Origin of the sequence: Pseudovibrio sp. Ad37 (genome assembly GCF_001623075.1) — a bacterium.
GTDB lineage: Bacteria > Pseudomonadota > Alphaproteobacteria > Rhizobiales > Stappiaceae > Pseudovibrio.
In genome coordinates this window covers 1-16,754 of the sequence record NZ_LMCF01000109.1, presented here as the reverse complement: position 1 = coordinate 16,754, position 16,754 = coordinate 1, and the positions used below count along the sequence as shown (strand labels likewise).

Annotated in this window: 13 protein-coding genes and 1 pseudogene; 11 read left to right on the top strand and 3 right to left on the bottom strand. The window is 46.5% G+C overall.

Annotation, left to right across the window (positions count from 1 at the left end; translation table 11 throughout):
- The coding region (locus tag PsAD37_RS28575) for an ATP-binding protein (RefSeq protein WP_244272538.1) at positions 1–107 on the top strand (107 nt) is incomplete at its 5' end.
- A 178-nt stretch (positions 108–285) separates the two neighbouring features.
- Positions 286–648 (top strand): tyrosine-type recombinase/integrase, encoded by a 363-nt coding sequence (locus PsAD37_RS17005; protein WP_208991933.1) that lies wholly within the window; start codon positions 286–288, stop codon positions 646–648.
- A 156-nt stretch (positions 649–804) separates the two neighbouring features.
- Here the strand turns inward: PsAD37_RS17005 and PsAD37_RS28390 are convergent, their stop codons facing one another.
- Entirely contained in the window at positions 805–963 is a 159-nt protein-coding gene (locus PsAD37_RS28390; RefSeq protein WP_193778288.1) for a hypothetical protein, read from the bottom strand.
- A gap of 543 nt (positions 964–1,506) precedes the next feature.
- Here PsAD37_RS28390 and PsAD37_RS17000 point away from each other — a divergent pair.
- The 8 genes and pseudogenes from PsAD37_RS17000 (at position 1,507) to PsAD37_RS16970 (ending at position 14,914) form a co-directional block, all read left to right on the top strand.
- Entirely contained in the window at positions 1,507–2,088 is a 582-nt protein-coding gene (locus PsAD37_RS17000; RefSeq protein WP_193778287.1) for an invasion associated locus B family protein, read from the top strand.
- Positions 2,089–2,157: 69 nt separating this feature from the next.
- Complete coding sequence (locus PsAD37_RS16995; RefSeq protein ID WP_193778286.1) at positions 2,158–3,846, top strand: ShlB/FhaC/HecB family hemolysin secretion/activation protein; 1,689 nt, start codon at positions 2,158–2,160, stop codon at positions 3,844–3,846.
- Between the two features lie 24 nt (positions 3,847–3,870).
- A pseudogene (locus tag PsAD37_RS29690) lies at positions 3,871–4,782 on the top strand (filamentous hemagglutinin N-terminal domain-containing protein); the annotation flags it as partial.
- A 2,652-nt stretch (positions 4,783–7,434) separates the two neighbouring features.
- Positions 7,435–13,278, top strand: coding sequence for a hemagglutinin repeat-containing protein (locus PsAD37_RS29685; protein ID WP_370446618.1), 5,844 nt, complete (start codon positions 7,435–7,437; stop codon positions 13,276–13,278).
- Positions 13,275–13,490: a DUF2283 domain-containing protein gene (locus PsAD37_RS16985; protein WP_063297172.1), complete on the top strand. Its 216-nt coding sequence runs from the start codon at positions 13,275–13,277 to the stop codon at positions 13,488–13,490. The genes PsAD37_RS29685 and PsAD37_RS16985 overlap by 4 nt, the downstream gene beginning before the upstream one ends.
- Before the next feature lie 121 nt (positions 13,491–13,611).
- The gene (locus tag PsAD37_RS16980; RefSeq protein ID WP_063297171.1) at positions 13,612–14,103 is read left to right on the top strand and encodes an SMI1/KNR4 family protein; all 492 of its coding nucleotides are present in this window, start codon (positions 13,612–13,614) and stop codon (positions 14,101–14,103) included.
- Between the two features lie 246 nt (positions 14,104–14,349).
- On the top strand, positions 14,350–14,562 hold the full coding sequence (locus PsAD37_RS28120) for a hypothetical protein (protein WP_153039779.1): 213 nt from the start codon (positions 14,350–14,352) through the stop codon (positions 14,560–14,562).
- Complete coding sequence (locus PsAD37_RS16970; RefSeq protein WP_063297169.1) at positions 14,540–14,914, top strand: hypothetical protein; 375 nt, start codon at positions 14,540–14,542, stop codon at positions 14,912–14,914. Before PsAD37_RS28120 ends, PsAD37_RS16970 begins: the two co-directional genes overlap by 23 nt.
- 507 nt (positions 14,915–15,421) lie before the next feature.
- Here the strand turns inward: PsAD37_RS16970 and PsAD37_RS16955 are convergent.
- On the bottom strand, positions 15,422–15,721 hold the full coding sequence (locus tag PsAD37_RS16955; RefSeq protein WP_063297166.1) for an IS5/IS1182 family transposase: 300 nt from the start codon (positions 15,719–15,721) through the stop codon (positions 15,422–15,424).
- Between the two features lie 414 nt (positions 15,722–16,135).
- On the opposite strand from PsAD37_RS16955, the gene PsAD37_RS16950 reads away from it, so the two are divergent.
- A complete protein-coding gene (locus PsAD37_RS16950) occupies positions 16,136–16,609 on the top strand; it encodes a hemagglutinin repeat-containing protein (protein WP_063297165.1) in 474 nt (157 codons plus the stop codon).
- Between the two features lie 3 nt (positions 16,610–16,612).
- On the opposite strand, the gene PsAD37_RS27655 is transcribed toward PsAD37_RS16950, so the two are convergent.
- A partial coding sequence (locus PsAD37_RS27655; protein WP_153039653.1) for an integrase core domain-containing protein occupies positions 16,613–16,754 on the bottom strand: 142 nt, incomplete at its 5' end.

Genomic DNA, 16,754 nt, shown 5'->3' with positions numbered 1-16,754 from the left:
CCAAGATGACGACCGCGCTGCTAGACAGGATCACCCATCATTGCTCAATTATCGAAACGGGTAATACATCCTTCCGCTTTGCCCAGAGCAAAAAGTCCCAAAACTAATAAGCCTTGGTTGGCACAAATCCAGCAGACGAACCTGCTAGATGAGAGCTGTTCGCCTGCTGGATTTGTGCCAACCAAGGTGGGTCAATTTTAAATGATGATGCCGGATCAATTTTGAACGCTCATTGACACTTCAAGAAAAGGGGATGGACGCAAACCACATCCTGTGAGCGCAAATGTGCTCGATATTCTTACCGATATTCCGCGCATTGATGCATCACCGTTTGTACTTCCCCGCATCAACGACCAGGAACGGCATATATCAATAGAGGTAATTGAAAGTGCGTGGCAACGAGTACGTTATCACGCAGGTATTCCAGACGTGCGCATTCATGACCTACGTCACATGGTCGGCACCTTTGCCGCGCAAGCAGGAAGCAACGCCTTCCTCATCAGCCATCTCTTACGCCACCGCAACGTGACCATCACCAACCGCTATGTGAACCATGACGCGCATCCGATTAGGGTGTTGTCAGAGACGGTTGGGGAGAGGATTGAGGTTGGGTTGAAGGGGGGCGGAAATGAAGTTGTTTGCTCCTGAAAAGGCTATTGAGCACCAAAGGCGCGTACCAAGTATTTTACAATTTTATGGTGTAGAAAACAGCCGCTAAAACCAAGACACCCCGCCGAATGGCTCGGGCATTATGTCCTGTATATCTGATTGGGAATTGGTTTGTGGAACCCTCAAGGCCAATGGTCAAAACTGCGCAAACAGGCCGGATACATGACAGCTTCTGACAACGGAACCAATCAACTCAAAAATGTCTCCCAAAACAAGAGCCAGCCGGACATGACATTCGCGCTGTCTCTGAACGTCTTTGACGATAATACTCTTGCACTTTCTGATTGTTTCCACTTCCAAATATCCTGAGGAATGGCGAAGGGTGATGCTCTCTGCAAGGGTTAAGATTTGAAGACAAGGAGGCAAGCATATGTGCTCTGCCTCATGTTATGAGATGCAAGAGTGACACATAACGGACTGCAAGCTGATCCACATTGGATGCCTTCCCAACTACACTTCTCTTTTCAGACGTAGTAGGCCTTGTTATTTACGGGTGCCTAATCTCTATCGAGACACGTTGAGTTTGCAGTGTATGCAGAGGATTCGCAGGGTGTGACACGAGTTTCTTTGTCAGAATTTTGATAGATGAGAAAAATTGTAGATTGAACCTTACCTTCAGAGTTGCATTAATGAATTCGAGCACTTTCGGTGCGATTGTAATGCAAATTAAGATGTTGATAGTAAGTCACTTGAAGTGAGAGATCTTGCTTGAAAGCGACGTAAAATATACATTAGATAAATATTTAAACAGATGATTATAAATTATAATTTTTCAATTTAGATGTAATTGACACATATCTTTACAATTCGTAAACATTGCAGCCATTCAGTTTTCAGTTGGCTTCATCATACATGACAAAAACGTTATTCTCTGCGTTCGTCGCAGTTCTTGCTTTCCTTTCATTCAATATACAATCACTGGTTGATGTTGGCGCCCAAGTGCTCTCTGAGCGTTATGGCAGCTGGTCTTATCGCTGTGAAGTTGCAGAACCAAACGCAGTGAAAGCGTCAAGCTGCGAGGTTTCGCAAATCGTTCAGGTTGAGCAGGAAGATGGTGCCGTTGATGTACTTCACATTGCACTTGCCAAAGATGGAAAAGGTGCACTCCAATTCACGATTTTAGCGCCGTTGAATTTGCACCTTCCTTCTGGGTTTGCGTTTGCCTGGGGTAAAAAAACATCATCGAATTCGCAGTTTTTAACTTGCAGCGCAACTGGCTGCATTTCTGTGTTGCCAGCTGAAAATGCGGTGATTTCGACGTTCAAAAAGAAAAATGAAGCTTCTGGTCTATTTCGTCTGGCAAACGGACAAACAGTAAAGATCGTTTTCTCACTGAAGGGTTTTACGAAAGCATATAATGCACTGCGCTCCGGAACATTGCCTGCCGTAAATTTGCCTCAACAAAGCCCTGCGAGTTAAGAAATGGCTGTTTGTAATGCAGGCATGAGGGTTCTTTGCGTTTGCACTTTTTGGGGGGTTTGTGGTGTTGTGCAAGCTGCTATCATACCAGATGTCGCTCTGGAGCAGGCGCGGCGTATCGAACGAGAGGAAGCTGCCCGAGAGCGGGCTCGCCAATTGGAAGAACAACGAAAGCTGCTCAAAGCTCCAGAAGCGGAAGCTCCACAAAAACGGTTCGCTCAACCCTCAATAGATGAATCTTGCATTCATGTTTCTCAGATAAAAGTTTCCGGGAACACGCTCGTATCTGATTATGAAATTGATAAGAGCAAGGCGGAATTTCTCGGTCAATGTGTAGGCCTTGCTCAGATTAATGATATCCTTGAGAAGATAACGTTTTCCTATATCTCAATGGGTTACATTGCATCACGAGCCTACCTTCCGGAACAGGATTTATCAGATGGTGTGCTGGAAATCGTTCTGGTTGAAGGCGAGCTGGAAGAGATCTCAATTCGCGATGCAACAAGCAATGGAGCACTGCTCGCTTCTGTTGTTTTCCCCGGTCTTGTTGGAAAGCCCATAAATCTGCGCGATATTGAACAAGGTATTGATCAGCTCAACCGACTGCCATCCAATAACTATAAGTCTGACGTGAAGGCTGGTAGCAAGCCTGGGACATCGAGAATTGTTATTGATGGCAAGACCAACAAACGCTGGCGTGTTTCAGCTGAAATCGATAATCTGGGCAGTGAGTCAACAGGTCAATATCAAAGCTCCATCGATTTGGAGTTCGATAATCCTCTAGGGTTGAGTGATCAGGTTTCGGCCAAATATCAGCGTAGTATGTCGCGCCATCCGTTCTACTTCTCTAAAGGCGTCCCTTCCAGTGATCGATTGCAATTAAACTACTCAATACCCTATGGCTACTGGTTGGTCCGGCTGAGTGCCAGTGCATCTCAATACGCTTCAGAGTTACCTGGCTTATTCGCTCCAATCTCTACATCAGGGCATAGTGGTTCTCTCAGTCTTGCGCTCTCAAAAGTCTTGCATAGAGATCAGACTTCGAAGACAACGCTGACTTCTTCACTGGGTTGGAAAACCCAAAAAAATTACGTTTCTGGTGCGCTTATCGAACTCTCAAGCCGCAACATGACGACAGGTGGAGTGCAGCTTTCTCATGCCCGTCGCCTGGCCGGTGGCAGTGCCACATTTACTTTAGGCTACAGCCGAGGTTTGGATTTATGGGGCACGCTTGATGATGAAGAGGGTGTCAATACACTCCCCAGAAGCCAATTTAACAAACTGGATTTTTCTGCCTCGTATGTCAGACCTTTTGAAGTTGCTAAAGCAAGGTTTCTCTTTGAAAGTCAATTGAGCGGGCAATGGTCGCCTGACCGACTTTATGGATCAGAGCAGCTTTCGCTCGGAGGCCTGGGAAGTGTTCGCGGGCTCTCTTATGCGCTGCTTTCTGGAAATAATGCTGTCCTGCTTCGAAACGAGTTTACCTATCAAGCTCCACCTGTAGCAAACGAGCTTTGGGCCAAACAACTTGGATCCTTTGAGCCCTACGTGGCCGTCGATTGGGGACGGGTATTTGGTCAAAGCAAACTCGGCATTGAGGGCGGGGATCTCCTAGGCGGTACGATAGGTCTGCGCACACGCGGTGGGCGGCTTAACCTTGATATTGCCTTGAGCGATATCCTCGCTCACCCTTCATCCGTTTCTAAAAAGAGTATTGATAGCGGCATTTTTTATGCACGCGCCTCTTTCACCTATTAATTTATTATCGAATGGGCTGATCTCATGCTGAAAATTTGCGATATTACTTCCTTTCGGCTTGCAAATGCGTGTTCTTATAAGCGTATTGCACAAAAGACAGTTGCGTCGATCACTTCTGTTATTCTGGCAGGACAGCCTTTGCTTATACAGGCGGCTGAGATAACGGCAGACGCGAATGCTGATGCTGTCTATCAGGCTGGTGTTGAAAATACGGCAAATGGGGTTCCGCTCGTTAATATCGTAACACCGAATGCAGGTGGACTATCTCACAATAAGTATCAAGATTTTAACGTGGGTGAATCGGGTGCTATCCTGAACAACTCCACTGAAGAGCTAAGTCATTCACAGCTGGGAGGACTGGTTCACGGAAACGCCAACCTGAAGAACAGCGGGGCTGCTTCTCTCATTCTCAATGAAGTCACAAGCACTCGACGTTCGACATTAGAGGGGATGCTTGAAGTCCATGGTGCTCAAGCTGATGTTGTGGTTGCAAATCCTAATGGTCTTACGTGTGATGGCTGCGGGTTTATCAATACACCACGGGTAACACTAACAACCGGAACGCCGCGTTTAGGTAGGAATGGCGAATTGTTAGGACTGCGCGTTGAGGGCGGTTCAGTTCGTGTTGGTGCTCGAGGTGCAGACTTAAGCCAAACGGATATCTTTGATATTGTTTCTCGAAAGATCAGCATCGACGGTCCTGTTAAGGCGAAAAATCATCTAGGTCTAAGTGCAGGGCACAATGACTTTTTCTACGCTGACCGTAGTGTGAAGAAGCGTAAAGGTGGGTCAGCTAATCCAGAAATCGCGATCGATTCTACTTTGCTAGGTGGAATGTATGCTGGCCGGATTAATGTGATTTCCACCGATGCTGGTGCAGGTGTGCGGATGAAGGGAGACATGGCCGCTAACGCTGGCCAAATGCGACTGACCGCTGATGGTAAGCTTGTCTTTGGCCGGGCAACTTCCAAAGGCAAATTGACTGCAAACTCACAAAACTCAGGTATTCAGATTGATAAGGCTTTGTTCTCAGATGAGGCCATAGAGCTTTATGGTAAGGCTGCAATAACATTATCAAAAAAGGCCGTTATCGGCAGTCAGGGCGAAATTGCGATCAATGCCCGAAATTTAAAACTTGGCTCTAACGCCCAGATAGTCAATGGAGTTGATAATCAAGGGGAAAGTACTGGATCGGCTGATAAAATCAGCATCTTTGTATCTGACATTGCTCATGTTGGGAAAGGCTCAGTTACCTCTTCGGGTAGCCTATTACTTTCAGCTCGTGCAATCCTCTTTGATGCAGATAGCGACCGCAAATTTGACAGTTTAGCTGCTAAAGATGTGCTGACGCTTACAGCCCATGAAATTTCTGCAAAAGATGCAAAGATCTTTTCTGCTAAGCAGATAACACTCCAGAGTGATGAAAATCTGGTTGTTTCAGGCGGCAAGTTCCGCACCTCTGGTCGGATCGAACTGAAAGCGGGAGAGATTCAATCAAGTGCAACTTACAAAGGTGAAAAAACTTTCAAGGCGACTGCGGCTGGTAAATTTGAAAATACAGGGGATGTGCGAGCCAACGATGGTGTCACGGTCAAAACTGGTTCAGATTTTTCAAACAAAGGATTAATTGGAACCAGCGGCAGCTTGAATATTACGGCACAAGATGATTTTATCAATGATATTGGCGCTGAGTTGTTGGGATATGGCGTAGGTGTTGATGCCGGGTCAATTACCAACAATGCGCAAATAACGAGTTTTGACGAAGAGCTCAATCTTACATCACGGTCCTTTCTAAAAAATACTCAATTGCTCAGCACAAATTCTGACGCGGTATTGAATCTTGCCGGTGATCTGACCAACAGCGGGACGTTGCTTGCTGAACAGGCTCTGGTGATTGCAGGTCTTGGCTCTGATGCTGCCATTGACGCACTGAGGAATGAAGCTGGCGGTGAGATCAAAGCGTCTACCGTGACAGTACGGGTGTCATCCCTGGACAATGGCGGGTTGATTGGAGCCGTGAACGGAGCTTTGACACTCACCAACTCTGGTGATCTGATCAACTCTGGCCGTCTTGTTGCCAAGAATGATGCCACACTCAAGGTTGATGGCAAAGTGACCAACAGCGGCGACATTGCCAGTGAAGGTGCGCTGACGCTAACCAATACTTCCGGTGGCGCTACAGGTGCGTTCACCAACACAAAAGATGCCAAGCTTCGGGCGGCCAGTATTGAGGCTGCGGTTGCCTCTGTTGCCAATGATGGTCTGATCGGCTCTGCGGAAGGTTCTGTGAGCCTGAGCAGTCAGGCTGGCGTTGCAAACAGCGGCGAGCTGCTGGCCAAGGACGGCCTGAGCCTCACGCTTGCCGGTGATCTGACCAACAGCGGGACTTTGCTTGCTGAACAGGCTCTGGTGATTGCAGGTCTTGGCTCTGATGCTGCCATCGGCGCACTGAGGAATGAAGCTGGCGGTGAGATCAAAGCGTCTACCGTGACAGCACGGGTGTCCTCTCTGGAGAACCATGGCCTGATTGGCGCCGTGAACAGAACTTTAAAACTCACCAACTCTGGTGATCTGATCAACTCTGGCCGTCTTGTTGCCAAGAATGATGCCACACTCAAGGTTGATGGCAAAGTGACCAACAGCGGCGATATTGCCAGTGAAGGTGCGCTGACGCTGAGCAATACCTCTGGCGCTGCCACCGGTGCGTTCACCAATACAAAAGATGCCAAGCTTCGGGCGGCCAGTATTGAGGCTGCGGTTGCCTCTGTTGCCAATGATGGTCTGATCGGCTCTGCGGAAGGTTCTGTGAGCCTGAGCAGTCAGGCTGGCGTTGCAAACAGCGGCGAGCTGCTGGCCAAGGACGGCCTGAGCCTCACTCTTGCCGGTGATCTGACCAACAGCGGGACGTTGCTTGCTGAACAGGCTCTGGTGATTGCAGGTCTTGGCTCTGATGCTGCCATTGACGCACTGAGCAATGCAGCTGGCGGTGAGATCAAAGCGTCTACGGTGACAGCACGGGTGTCCTCTCTGGAGAACCATGGCCTGATTGGCGCCGTGAACGGAACTTTAAAACTCACCAACTCTGGTGATCTGATCAACTCTGGCCGTCTTGTTGCCAAGAATGATGCCACACTCAAGGTTGATGGCAAAGTGACCAACAGCGGCGATATTGCCAGTGAAGGTGCGCTGACGCTGAGCAATACCTCTGGCGGCGCCACCGGTGCGTTCACCAATACAAAAGGTGCCAAGCTTATCGGAGGAAGTTCTAATCTAAGGATAGGATCTCTCAAGAATGAAGGGCTTTTGGGCGCGCGTGCAGGTACACTATCTCTCCATTTAAAAACTGATTTTGAAAATAATGGCAAGCTAGCCTCAAAGGGGAGTATCTCACTTAAAACCGATGGTTCCGTAAAGAACTCCGGGAAGCTGCTAAGTGATCGAACCATAAGAATTCAAGGTGCGAGCAACGCGGAAGTGGCTCAGTTCCACAATCGGAGTGGCGGTGAAATCAAATCGCAGGGCTTTGAGAGTGCTTCATCAAGTTTCAGCAATGCCGGTACCATTCAGGTAGGATCCAGCGGTATCGCAATGCGCAGCGCTTCGAACTGGACAAATACTGCTGAGATTGAGACTTCCGGAGCGTTTGTTATTGCATCTGATGGCAATATTGCAAACCAGGGTGACGGTACACTCAAATCTGATGGGATTTTGACCCTAACAGGCTATACAGGCACAAACGCTAAGGCGGTTTCCAATGAAGCAGATGCCTTGGTCAGTGGTGTAGATGGAGTTGTACTCAATGCCGAGAACTTCACAAACCAGGGCCGGGTAGGTTCTCGGGATGGTGATGTCGAAATCGCATTGCAGGAGAACCTTGCAAACAGCGGGCTTATCTATGCCGGGCAAAACATTATCGCAAAAGTAGATGGTGAAGTCCGTAATACGGGCGGTGATATTCTCGCTGAAGAGAACATCCGTCTGATTGGACTTGATAAGGGTAGAGCCGGATCTCTAATCAACGAATTAGGTGGGGTAGTCGAAGCTGTAGCAGGTGATTTGACGATTAGTGCGGTCACAGTAAGCAACTTCAGCGCGGAGCCACAAATCACTAGTGAAGAATCTACTGAAACCCTACCTGTAGAGTCTTACTCCGCAGGGAAAAGGCATTCTGTTAAAAAACACACTACGATCACAAAAACAAAAGAAGTTGCAAGTTTTGCGGGAGATACATCGCGCTTGTTGTCAGGTGGTGAGCTATTAGTTTCAGCTAATACTGTGCAGAATAGTTATGGTCAGATTGCTTCAAATGGCTCCATTACAATCATTGCAGATGAATTGAGTAATGTTGCGCGTGATCTAGTTGAAGAGACGAAATCAGTTGTTATCGAAAAGCATAAGAAAAAAAGCTGTTCCTCGCGGTTATTTGGCGCATGCACTAGTTGGAAAACGCGGCGATGGGAGAATGAAGACGTTACGAACTCTTCTGAAACCTGGAGTGCAATTTACGGAACGATTGAAGCAGGTAATAATCTCACAATTGACGTCGATGGTTTCGTAAAAAATGAGGCAATCAGAGAACATGCCGAACAAGTTGGCCTGTCTTCTGGTAGCCGGAAAATTGCTGAGACCGCAAAGGGCCCGAATGATGCAGTAAAAGTTGAGGCTGTTGCAACTGGAGGACCTGCAAATTCCAAGGTCTCTAATGATGCTAGTGTATCAGGTACGAATGTTGATTTACGCGCAGGTACCAACCTTACGACTGCAACTGCGAATGTTGGCACAACGTCTAAAAATGTTACCGCAAAAGCAAATGTTAAAACATCAGCTGAAACAGGTAGCACCTCAGCGGATGTCGACACAGCATCAGAGACTGGCAGTACCTCAACAAATATCGACACTCAGGCAGAGGTCGAAATTGCAAAAGCAAATGTTAAAACATCAGCTGAAACAGGTAGCACCTCAGCGGATGTCGACACAGCTTCACAAACTGGTAGCGCTTCAGCTGATGTTGACACTCAGTCAGAGGTTGAGCCTACGGAAACCAATGTTGATATATCAGCAGAAACAGGTAGCACCTCAGCGCATGTTGAGACCAAAGTTGAGACTAAAAAGACCTCAGCTGTGGTCTCAACGCAGCCTGATAAAAAAATTGAGGCCAAAAACGATCAGAAAAAGATTGTTCCTGAAACAGACCTGCCAGAGATAGAAAAGCAAACTCCGCCTAAGAAGCAAATCGTAGATGGTGTCAAAAACCTGCAAAATCGCAAGCATCTGTTTGTTTCCAATAAAGACCCCGATGCACCTTATAAGATTGAAACGCGACCTGATTTCATTGATCCGGGTAAATACCTTGGTTCAGATTATTTTCTGAAAAAAGTTGGTCTTGATAAACCTGGACCGAAACAAAAGCGTCTGGGGGATGGTTTTGTTGAAACGAGGCTTATCCGGGATCAGATTTTTGAGCTAACTGGCAGGCGATACCTCAATGAAGAAACTGATGAACGCGCCCAGCTTGAGCGGCTTTACAACAATGCTGTAGACGCGAGTGAGCATTTGAACTTGACGGTCGGCACATCACTGTCGCCAGATATGGTTGCTAGTCTTACTGAAGATATCGTCTGGCTTGAGCACCAGTTGATTGATGGTGAAGAAGTCCTTGTCCCTCGTGTTTACTTGGCTTCTGCTCCTCAACCGACTTCTGGTGCTCGTCTTACAGGGAAGAACACCAGCATCACAGCAGGCACTCTCACGAATAGTGGTGATATTGTTGCTTTAGAAGATTTGGAAATCGAAGGGACGGACACAATTGCCAATATTGGTGGCCGGTTGTTGTCTGGAGAGACTCTTTCTATCAGTACAGACGATGATTTCACGAACCTGTCCGGCACTGTTCAGGGTGCAGATGTTACAATCATAGCGAAAAACGTCCTGAATGAAACGCTCATTACCAGAGATCTGAGCAGTCAGGGCTATGCTGATCGTCTTCAGGCCAAAGCCGAAATTTCTGCGCTTAACAATCTGGCGATTGACACATCTGGAGATATTACATCTCGTGGCGGATTACTCTCTGCCGGTGTTGATATGAACCTGACTGCAGGCGGTGATGTAGAACTTGTCGGGATCGGGTTGGAACGTAATCGTGAGTCTTATTTTAAGGGAGGGCATGACAATGTCTTCAGCCTGACTCATGAACTTGCTGAGGTTAACGCCGGTTCTAACCTGTCTATATCAGCAGACAATGACATTGAGTTTGAAGGTGTGAAACTGAGTTCTGGCGGTGATGCCACCTTGAGCGCGGGCAATGAAGTCACCATTGCAGCCGTCACAGACATTGTTGAGACTGATTTTAAACTGAAGATAAAGGGAAGCGGGATCTTTGGTGGTGGTCTCAACCAAAAAAACTATTCCTATGAAGAAACAATCATCGGTTCCAATTTGGATGTCGAAAATGACCTGAAGATCATATCTGGACAGGATACTAATATCATTGCCTCAACGCTGGCCGCAGGCGAAAATCTGTCGGTTGATGTTGGTGGGGCCTTGAATATTGAAGGGCAAAGTAGCGAGGCAACCTCGCAAAATTACGAAAAGTCAACTGGCTTCCTGTCCAAGAAAAGCCATACCCGCAATGTGTCGAGTGAGAACTACGCTGTTTCTACTCTTATTGCTGGCATAGACTTGACGCTCGATGCAGAGAAGGACCTTACGGTTAAGGCGTCATCTGTTGTCGGTGGTGGGGATGTAACTCTTTCTGGCGAGAATGTCTTTCTGGAAACCTCTGAAACTGAAAGCTCAGTCTTTGATCAGAAGAAAGAAAGCGGCTTCTTCGCAGATGGCGTCGATGGCGGGTTTGGTTTCACCGTTGGATACCGATCACAGAAAGATAAAGTCGACCAAAACGGAACCACACGCATTGTCTCCAATGTAAATGCAGGCGAAAACCTCACGATAACAGCTGACAATGACATCACCTCTGAAGCGGCCTTATTAACGGCAGAAGAAGACATCACGCTGGATGCCGGTAATGATGTTAAACTCACATCTGCTCGTGAAACGCAGAACTACGAAGAAAGCCATAAGCTAGATGAAATTGCGCTCACAGTTGCCATAAGAGAAAACGTGAGCAAAAATGTCGAGGCCCTCATCAACGCACCGCAGGATGCGACAAAAGGTAAGGGGAGTGGCTTTAATAAGGCCGTAACTGCAGCCTCAGCGGCCCTCAAAGCTGCGGAAGCTGCACAGGCCCTGGCGACTGGCCCACTCATTTCCAACGAAATCGGTATTGGAGTTAGTTCGAAAAAATCTCGCTTTACGAGCGAAACAGTCAGTGAGCGCGTCGGGCAGGTAAATGCTGGTCAGGATCTAATCATCAATGCTGGTCGGGACATTATTTCTGAGGGCACACAGATGTCTGCAGAAAGTGATGTAACGCTGGAAGCAGGCCGTGACATTATTCTTGAAGCAGCTGAAACCGAGACGTCTTCCAGCAATAAGTCATCTGAGCGATCTGCTGGCATCAAAGGGACAGTCGGAGTTGGTCTTAACGGAGTGTCTGTTGGTGTTTCTGCGAGTGTATCGGGTCAAAACGGTAAAGGCCATAACACTTCGAATACGAAGACAAATGCACTCGTGAGGGCTGGTGAGGATGTATCTATCACCTCTGGTGAGGATGCAATTTTGAAAGGCGCCCGCGTAGAAGGTGAAACGATCACCGCTGATATTGGTGGTGATCTCAACATCGAGAGCCTTCAGGATACGGCTTCCGGCAAAAACAAAACCCGTGGTGGTTCTGCGGGCCTCAGTATCAATTCAAATAGCGTCAGCGTAAATGGCAGTGTCAATCTGGCTGATGGCAGTTCTTCAAAAGCTTGGGTGCGTGAGCAGTCAGGGCTTTATGGAGAAGGCAAAGTCGATGTTCGGGTCGAAAACAACACTGACCTCAAAGGTGGTGTCATCAACTCAGACAGCGGTGATCTGAAGCTTGATACGGGCACACTCACGTTCTCTGATGTTGAGGATCACGACAAATCCAGCCAGACCAGCGTGAGCGTTTCCGCAAGCCTTTCCATGACCACTGAAGGCGATAATGCTCTTCAGGAAACCTTGGGTGATGTACAGGACGCAGGACAGGATGTGGTTGATAAGGTTGATCAACCAACTGAGGCAGAGCTGAAGCAACGTGAAGCTAAGGTCGAGCCAGGTCAGGTAACTCCTGGGGGATCCGTCGAAGGCTCTTACGGTAGCAAAGACAAAGAGCAAATCACCCGTGCCACAGTCGGCGAAGGTGAGATCATCATCCGCGATGAGGACAAGCAGCAGGAGCTGGAGGACAACGGTGAGACGGAGAACGTTGCCAATCTCAACCGTGACATAGATGCTGCTCAGGAAATCACCAAGGATGAAGAAGAGTATGTTGGTGTTTACATGAGCGATACGGCTGTGAGGGCAGCCATTGAAGCAGGTGCAAAAGTCGCTGAAGTTACAGAAATTATCATCGATAAGATGCTTGAAGATGACAAAATTCCAGAAGCAGACAAACCAGCTGTAGAGGAAATAAAAAAACATCTCGATGACCCGAAAGTAATTGCACAACTTCAAGCCTGTCAGGCATCAGGACAGACGGCGAGCTTCAGTATTTGGGATTTGATCATCCCAAAAGCACATGCGCTCGCTCCGGCCTTGTTTTGCGGAGGTGTCTTTGGAGGAGCTGGTATTAGCTTAAAGAGCGTTACACTTGTTCTTGCTCTCTTGACTGGAGGAAAAATTGCCTATGATGAAATCAAAGATGAGCAAGAAAAGACAGCAACTTCTACATCAGCTTTGGCATTAGCCTTTGTCGTCTTGAATAGGGATCGCGCGGCTGACGATGACATACATGAGGAAATAAAAGCAGAAGGTGGAAAGCTGATCACCATTGCTGGTGTTGGGAATGAGTTAATTCGTAATATTATTATTACGTACCCAACTGGTGAAGAAGTTCGCCTACGAGTGTTTGTCACTCCTGAAGATAAAGGCTTTGTCGTTGATCAGGGTTTCGTCAACGGTGAAAGAATGCCAGACACGATTCTCGAAGGAATGACCGCCGATCTTTCTGACAACGGATTTAACGTCCTATATAACACTGATGCGAATCACGATCCTGAACGGGTCGTTGTCAAAACAGATACGGCCGGAAATTCCGTAGTATGGATACAAGGTCGAGAAATGAGTTTTCATGCTTCAGGTCAAGCAACGGGACGTGGCATTTCAAATGATAGCATCGCAAAGGCATTAGATCAGCAACCATTCGAGTACATACAGAATGGTCGTATGCAAAATGGCTACTACGATGCAGCAACCAACACATTTGTTGGCGTTGGCGAACGTATTACTACCGTCATTAGACCGAGGAAACCTGAAAACTATTTGAACAACTTGAGGAACAGGCAATGAAATTGACTTATGATGATGCGGTTGATGCTGCGTATATCAAGTTTACGTCTAAGGATGACCAATCTCGATTTGGGTTCACTTATTGTTGTGATCCGAACGAGGTCGATGGACAGATACATCTTGATTTCGACGAAGATGGCCGATTGATCGGTGTCGAAGTTTTAAATGCAAGCAAAAAACTTCCAAGTTATTTGATTACTCCGGATGTATAAGTTCTGAACGAATATTCTTCGGAATTATCAATTTAACTTAAGTTTAGCCACCAAGGTTTCCCGATGCGTTTTTGGCAGTCAAGTAGTGTTGTTTGGTTTCTATTAAACGAAGGAGTTTTGATTGTTGTATAAACAATTAATCATCTCTACTAAGAAAACCACAGAGGCTCTAGTCTCGCTTGCGGAAGAAAAAAACGCAGTGAAATTTTCGGGATCTTTTACAAGTTTTTGCCTTGAAAATGATGGAGCAAAGTTTACAGACGCTGAAATAGAATCAGGATCATCCCAAGCCAAGCAATGTTGCTATGGTATACGAGAATTCATTCCGATTAAGAAAATCGGCGACTTGGATGTTGAAAGTTGGGACCCAGAACTGATTGCATTCGCAGAGGCTTCTGGCGGGAATTATTTCGTTTTTAAAAGAACGGATATGACTTCAGTGTTTTTCTGGGACCATGAGACAAATTTATTAGAATTGGTTTCAAAGAGTTTTGGAGAATTCTTGGATGGTATAACAAAGGCAGATTACAGTGACTTACCTGAGCCCGAAAATCTTAAAGTTTGGGTGAATCCAGTTTTTTTAAAAAAACAGAAAGACCTAGGTAACGCTTAAACTATCCTTAATCGTTTAAGAACCTCTTTTAGTAAAATGTGGGGGAGGTTGTTAATCGCCGCGAGGATAAACATTAGGAATTGTAAGAGTTTGAGCAAACGACCTCAAGCATACTATCCTGAGCAATACTCGGACATTTGGCCCGAACTTAGCAAAGATTTCGAGCTTATTCAATCTCATAGACTGTGCTCAGGTGCAGAAGGTTGGTTAGGGGCTGGTTATCTGGCTCTATGGACGAGGCAAGAAATGCAAGCTTTTCGAGAGCCTAACCTGGAAGCCTATCCTGAAAAATACTACTTCTTTGCATCTGATGGCGGAGGGACGCAGTTCGGTTTCATTGTCGAAAACGGAGATGTTGTGTTTGTCTCAGCGCCAGACATCGGAAGTGAAGACGATATTCGTCTATTAGGAGACTGGAATCAGTTCTTAAAATCGATTGAAACTAACGATTACATATGAGCAACTTCCAACTTTTGGTCTTCAGTCAGATGATACATATGCTAAAGCTCAAACGAGGCACTTCTCATGCTTAAGAGTTACGCGAGATAGCGCTTTTACTGTAACCGCAGATGGATTATCCAGTTTTGTTCTAACAGGGACTGTTGCAAAGACTGGCGTTTCTACAAATGAAGCAAAAGCTTATCGAGAAAAACAGCGCAAACTTCTTGAAGAAGGAAAGCTGAAGGAGGCCGTCCAGATGGATTTGGATGATATTAGAAACAAGTTTGGAGACAAGTATGACGACGCCATAAAAGAAATGCTTGACTACGTGGATTCTTTAGATCCAGAAGATTTTATTCCAAGAAAGTGAGTTATCTATGCAGCTCAAACCTTATCTTGCAATTGAAGATATACCAACTGGAAATCCTTACAAGGGCGAGGTTATTTTGAGCAATGAGAGCACATTCAAGGATGTTACTAATTCATTTCCCGGGCACACCGTGTTCCTTAAAAGTGGAATGACGGCTAGTTTTCCGACAAGTGAAATCTTAAACCAGCAAATACATGTTTTCTATGATGCCAATGGTCGATGTAAGGAGCCGAAATTTTTCGGGAGGAGAACGCAGGTAAATGCACACTTCTCTGGTCAGGAATCGACCTGCTGAACAACCCCCTTAAAGAACTTCATAACATCCTCAAAGGAATGGGGCTGAAAGTCACTATCTCTGATTATGGAATGGATGTAGAGGAGCTTGGAATATCCACTTACAGTGATGATTTTGAAAGTGATTTGGACATCAAAATAGACTCGATTTATTGCGATCTTGCACATAAAACTCCATGAGCTAAGTGATGTCATGGAGCGCTAAGAGTCTGTTCAAGAATAGTTATATCGAGCAAGTCTTCTGACCATCAGCTTAATCATTGCAGCGCTTATCAGTGCTTCACTGGTTCTGGCGTATCGTTCAATGTCCTTTGGGAAGTGGCGGTTTATGCCAAGCCATGCAAAGGTACGCTCTACGATCCAGCGTTTCGGTAAGACCTGAAACGCTTTTTGATTTCGTTTAACGATCTGAAGAGGCCGAGGGCTCGCCTTTTGCGCGATCTTGCCTTGATATCCACCATCTGCACAAATGACTTCGATAAATGGGAATTGTTGTTGACCTAACAAACTCATCTGTAAAGGCTGAGCAGTTAGGGAATGTATTAGCACGTGTTAATGGTGCAGGAGCCACCAAGATAACCGACATTATCATAATAGGGAATTGAAAACATGCCTCATTTTCTTGCACATGTGGCGAGCGGATCGACATTGGAGCTATTCCAAACCCCAATGAATGGCTTCTCATTTCAGATGTTGAATATGATCAATATTCGAATGCTATTGACACCGAAGGATTGTACGCACAGTTCAAACACCTTCTAAAATGTCCCAATTGCCACAACCTGTGGTTTTTCTTAGAAGGATTTGACAAAGCCCCTGTTTGCTACAAGTTGTGCGATCGTACCTAACCGCTTTGGTGTGGAGTTCGTCCCAGTTTCCTGACAGTTTGATTTGTAGAAGTTCAGACTTGATCTGACAGTAACCGTTTTGACGGTAGCGGTTTGTCAGATCAGATTTGATCTACGAATTTTTCAATTTGTTTCTTTTGAAGTCGGTATTGGGGCAATTTCAAAGAAATCGCGCTTTACGAGCGAAACAGTCAGTGAGCGCGTCGGGCAGGTAAATGCTGGTCAGGATCTAATCATCAAAGCTGGTCGGGACATTATCTCTGAAGGCACACAGATGTCTGCAGAAAGTGATGTAACGCTGGAAGCTGGCCGTGACATCACTCTTGAGGCAGCTGAAACCGAGACGTCTTCCAGCAATAAATCTTCTGAGCGATCTGCTGGCATCAAAGGGACAGTCGGAGTTGGGCTTAACGGAGTATCTGTTGGTGTTTCTGGGAGTGTTTCCGGGCAAAACAGCAAGGGCCATAACACTTCGAATACAAAGACAAATGCGCTTGTGAAAGCCGGAGAAGAGGTATCTATTGATCAGCCCCACTTGAGTGGTCCGGTTTGAAAGTTAGTGCATGACTGGCCTTTGGTCTACTGGAATGATTACTTCAGGAGCCGGTGGGCGGAAGTTCAGCGCACTATGGGGGCGTTTGGTATTGTAGTGTATCCTCCACCTTTCGATGATTATTTGGGCTTCACGCAACGAGTAA

Excerpts from the sequence above, each read along its gene's own strand:
- PsAD37_RS29685 (WP_370446618.1), top strand. The coding sequence starts at position 7,435 with ATGCGCAGCGCTTCGAACTGGACAAATACTGCTGAGATTGAGACTTCC.
- PsAD37_RS16985 (WP_063297172.1), top strand. The coding sequence starts at position 13,275 with ATGAAATTGACTTATGATGATGCGGTTGATGCTGCGTATATCAAGTTT.
- PsAD37_RS28120 (WP_153039779.1), top strand. The coding sequence starts at position 14,350 with ATGCAAGCTTTTCGAGAGCCTAACCTGGAAGCCTATCCTGAAAAATAC.
- PsAD37_RS16955 (WP_063297166.1), bottom strand. The coding sequence starts at position 15,721 with ATGAGTTTGTTAGGTCAACAACAATTCCCATTTATCGAAGTCATTTGT.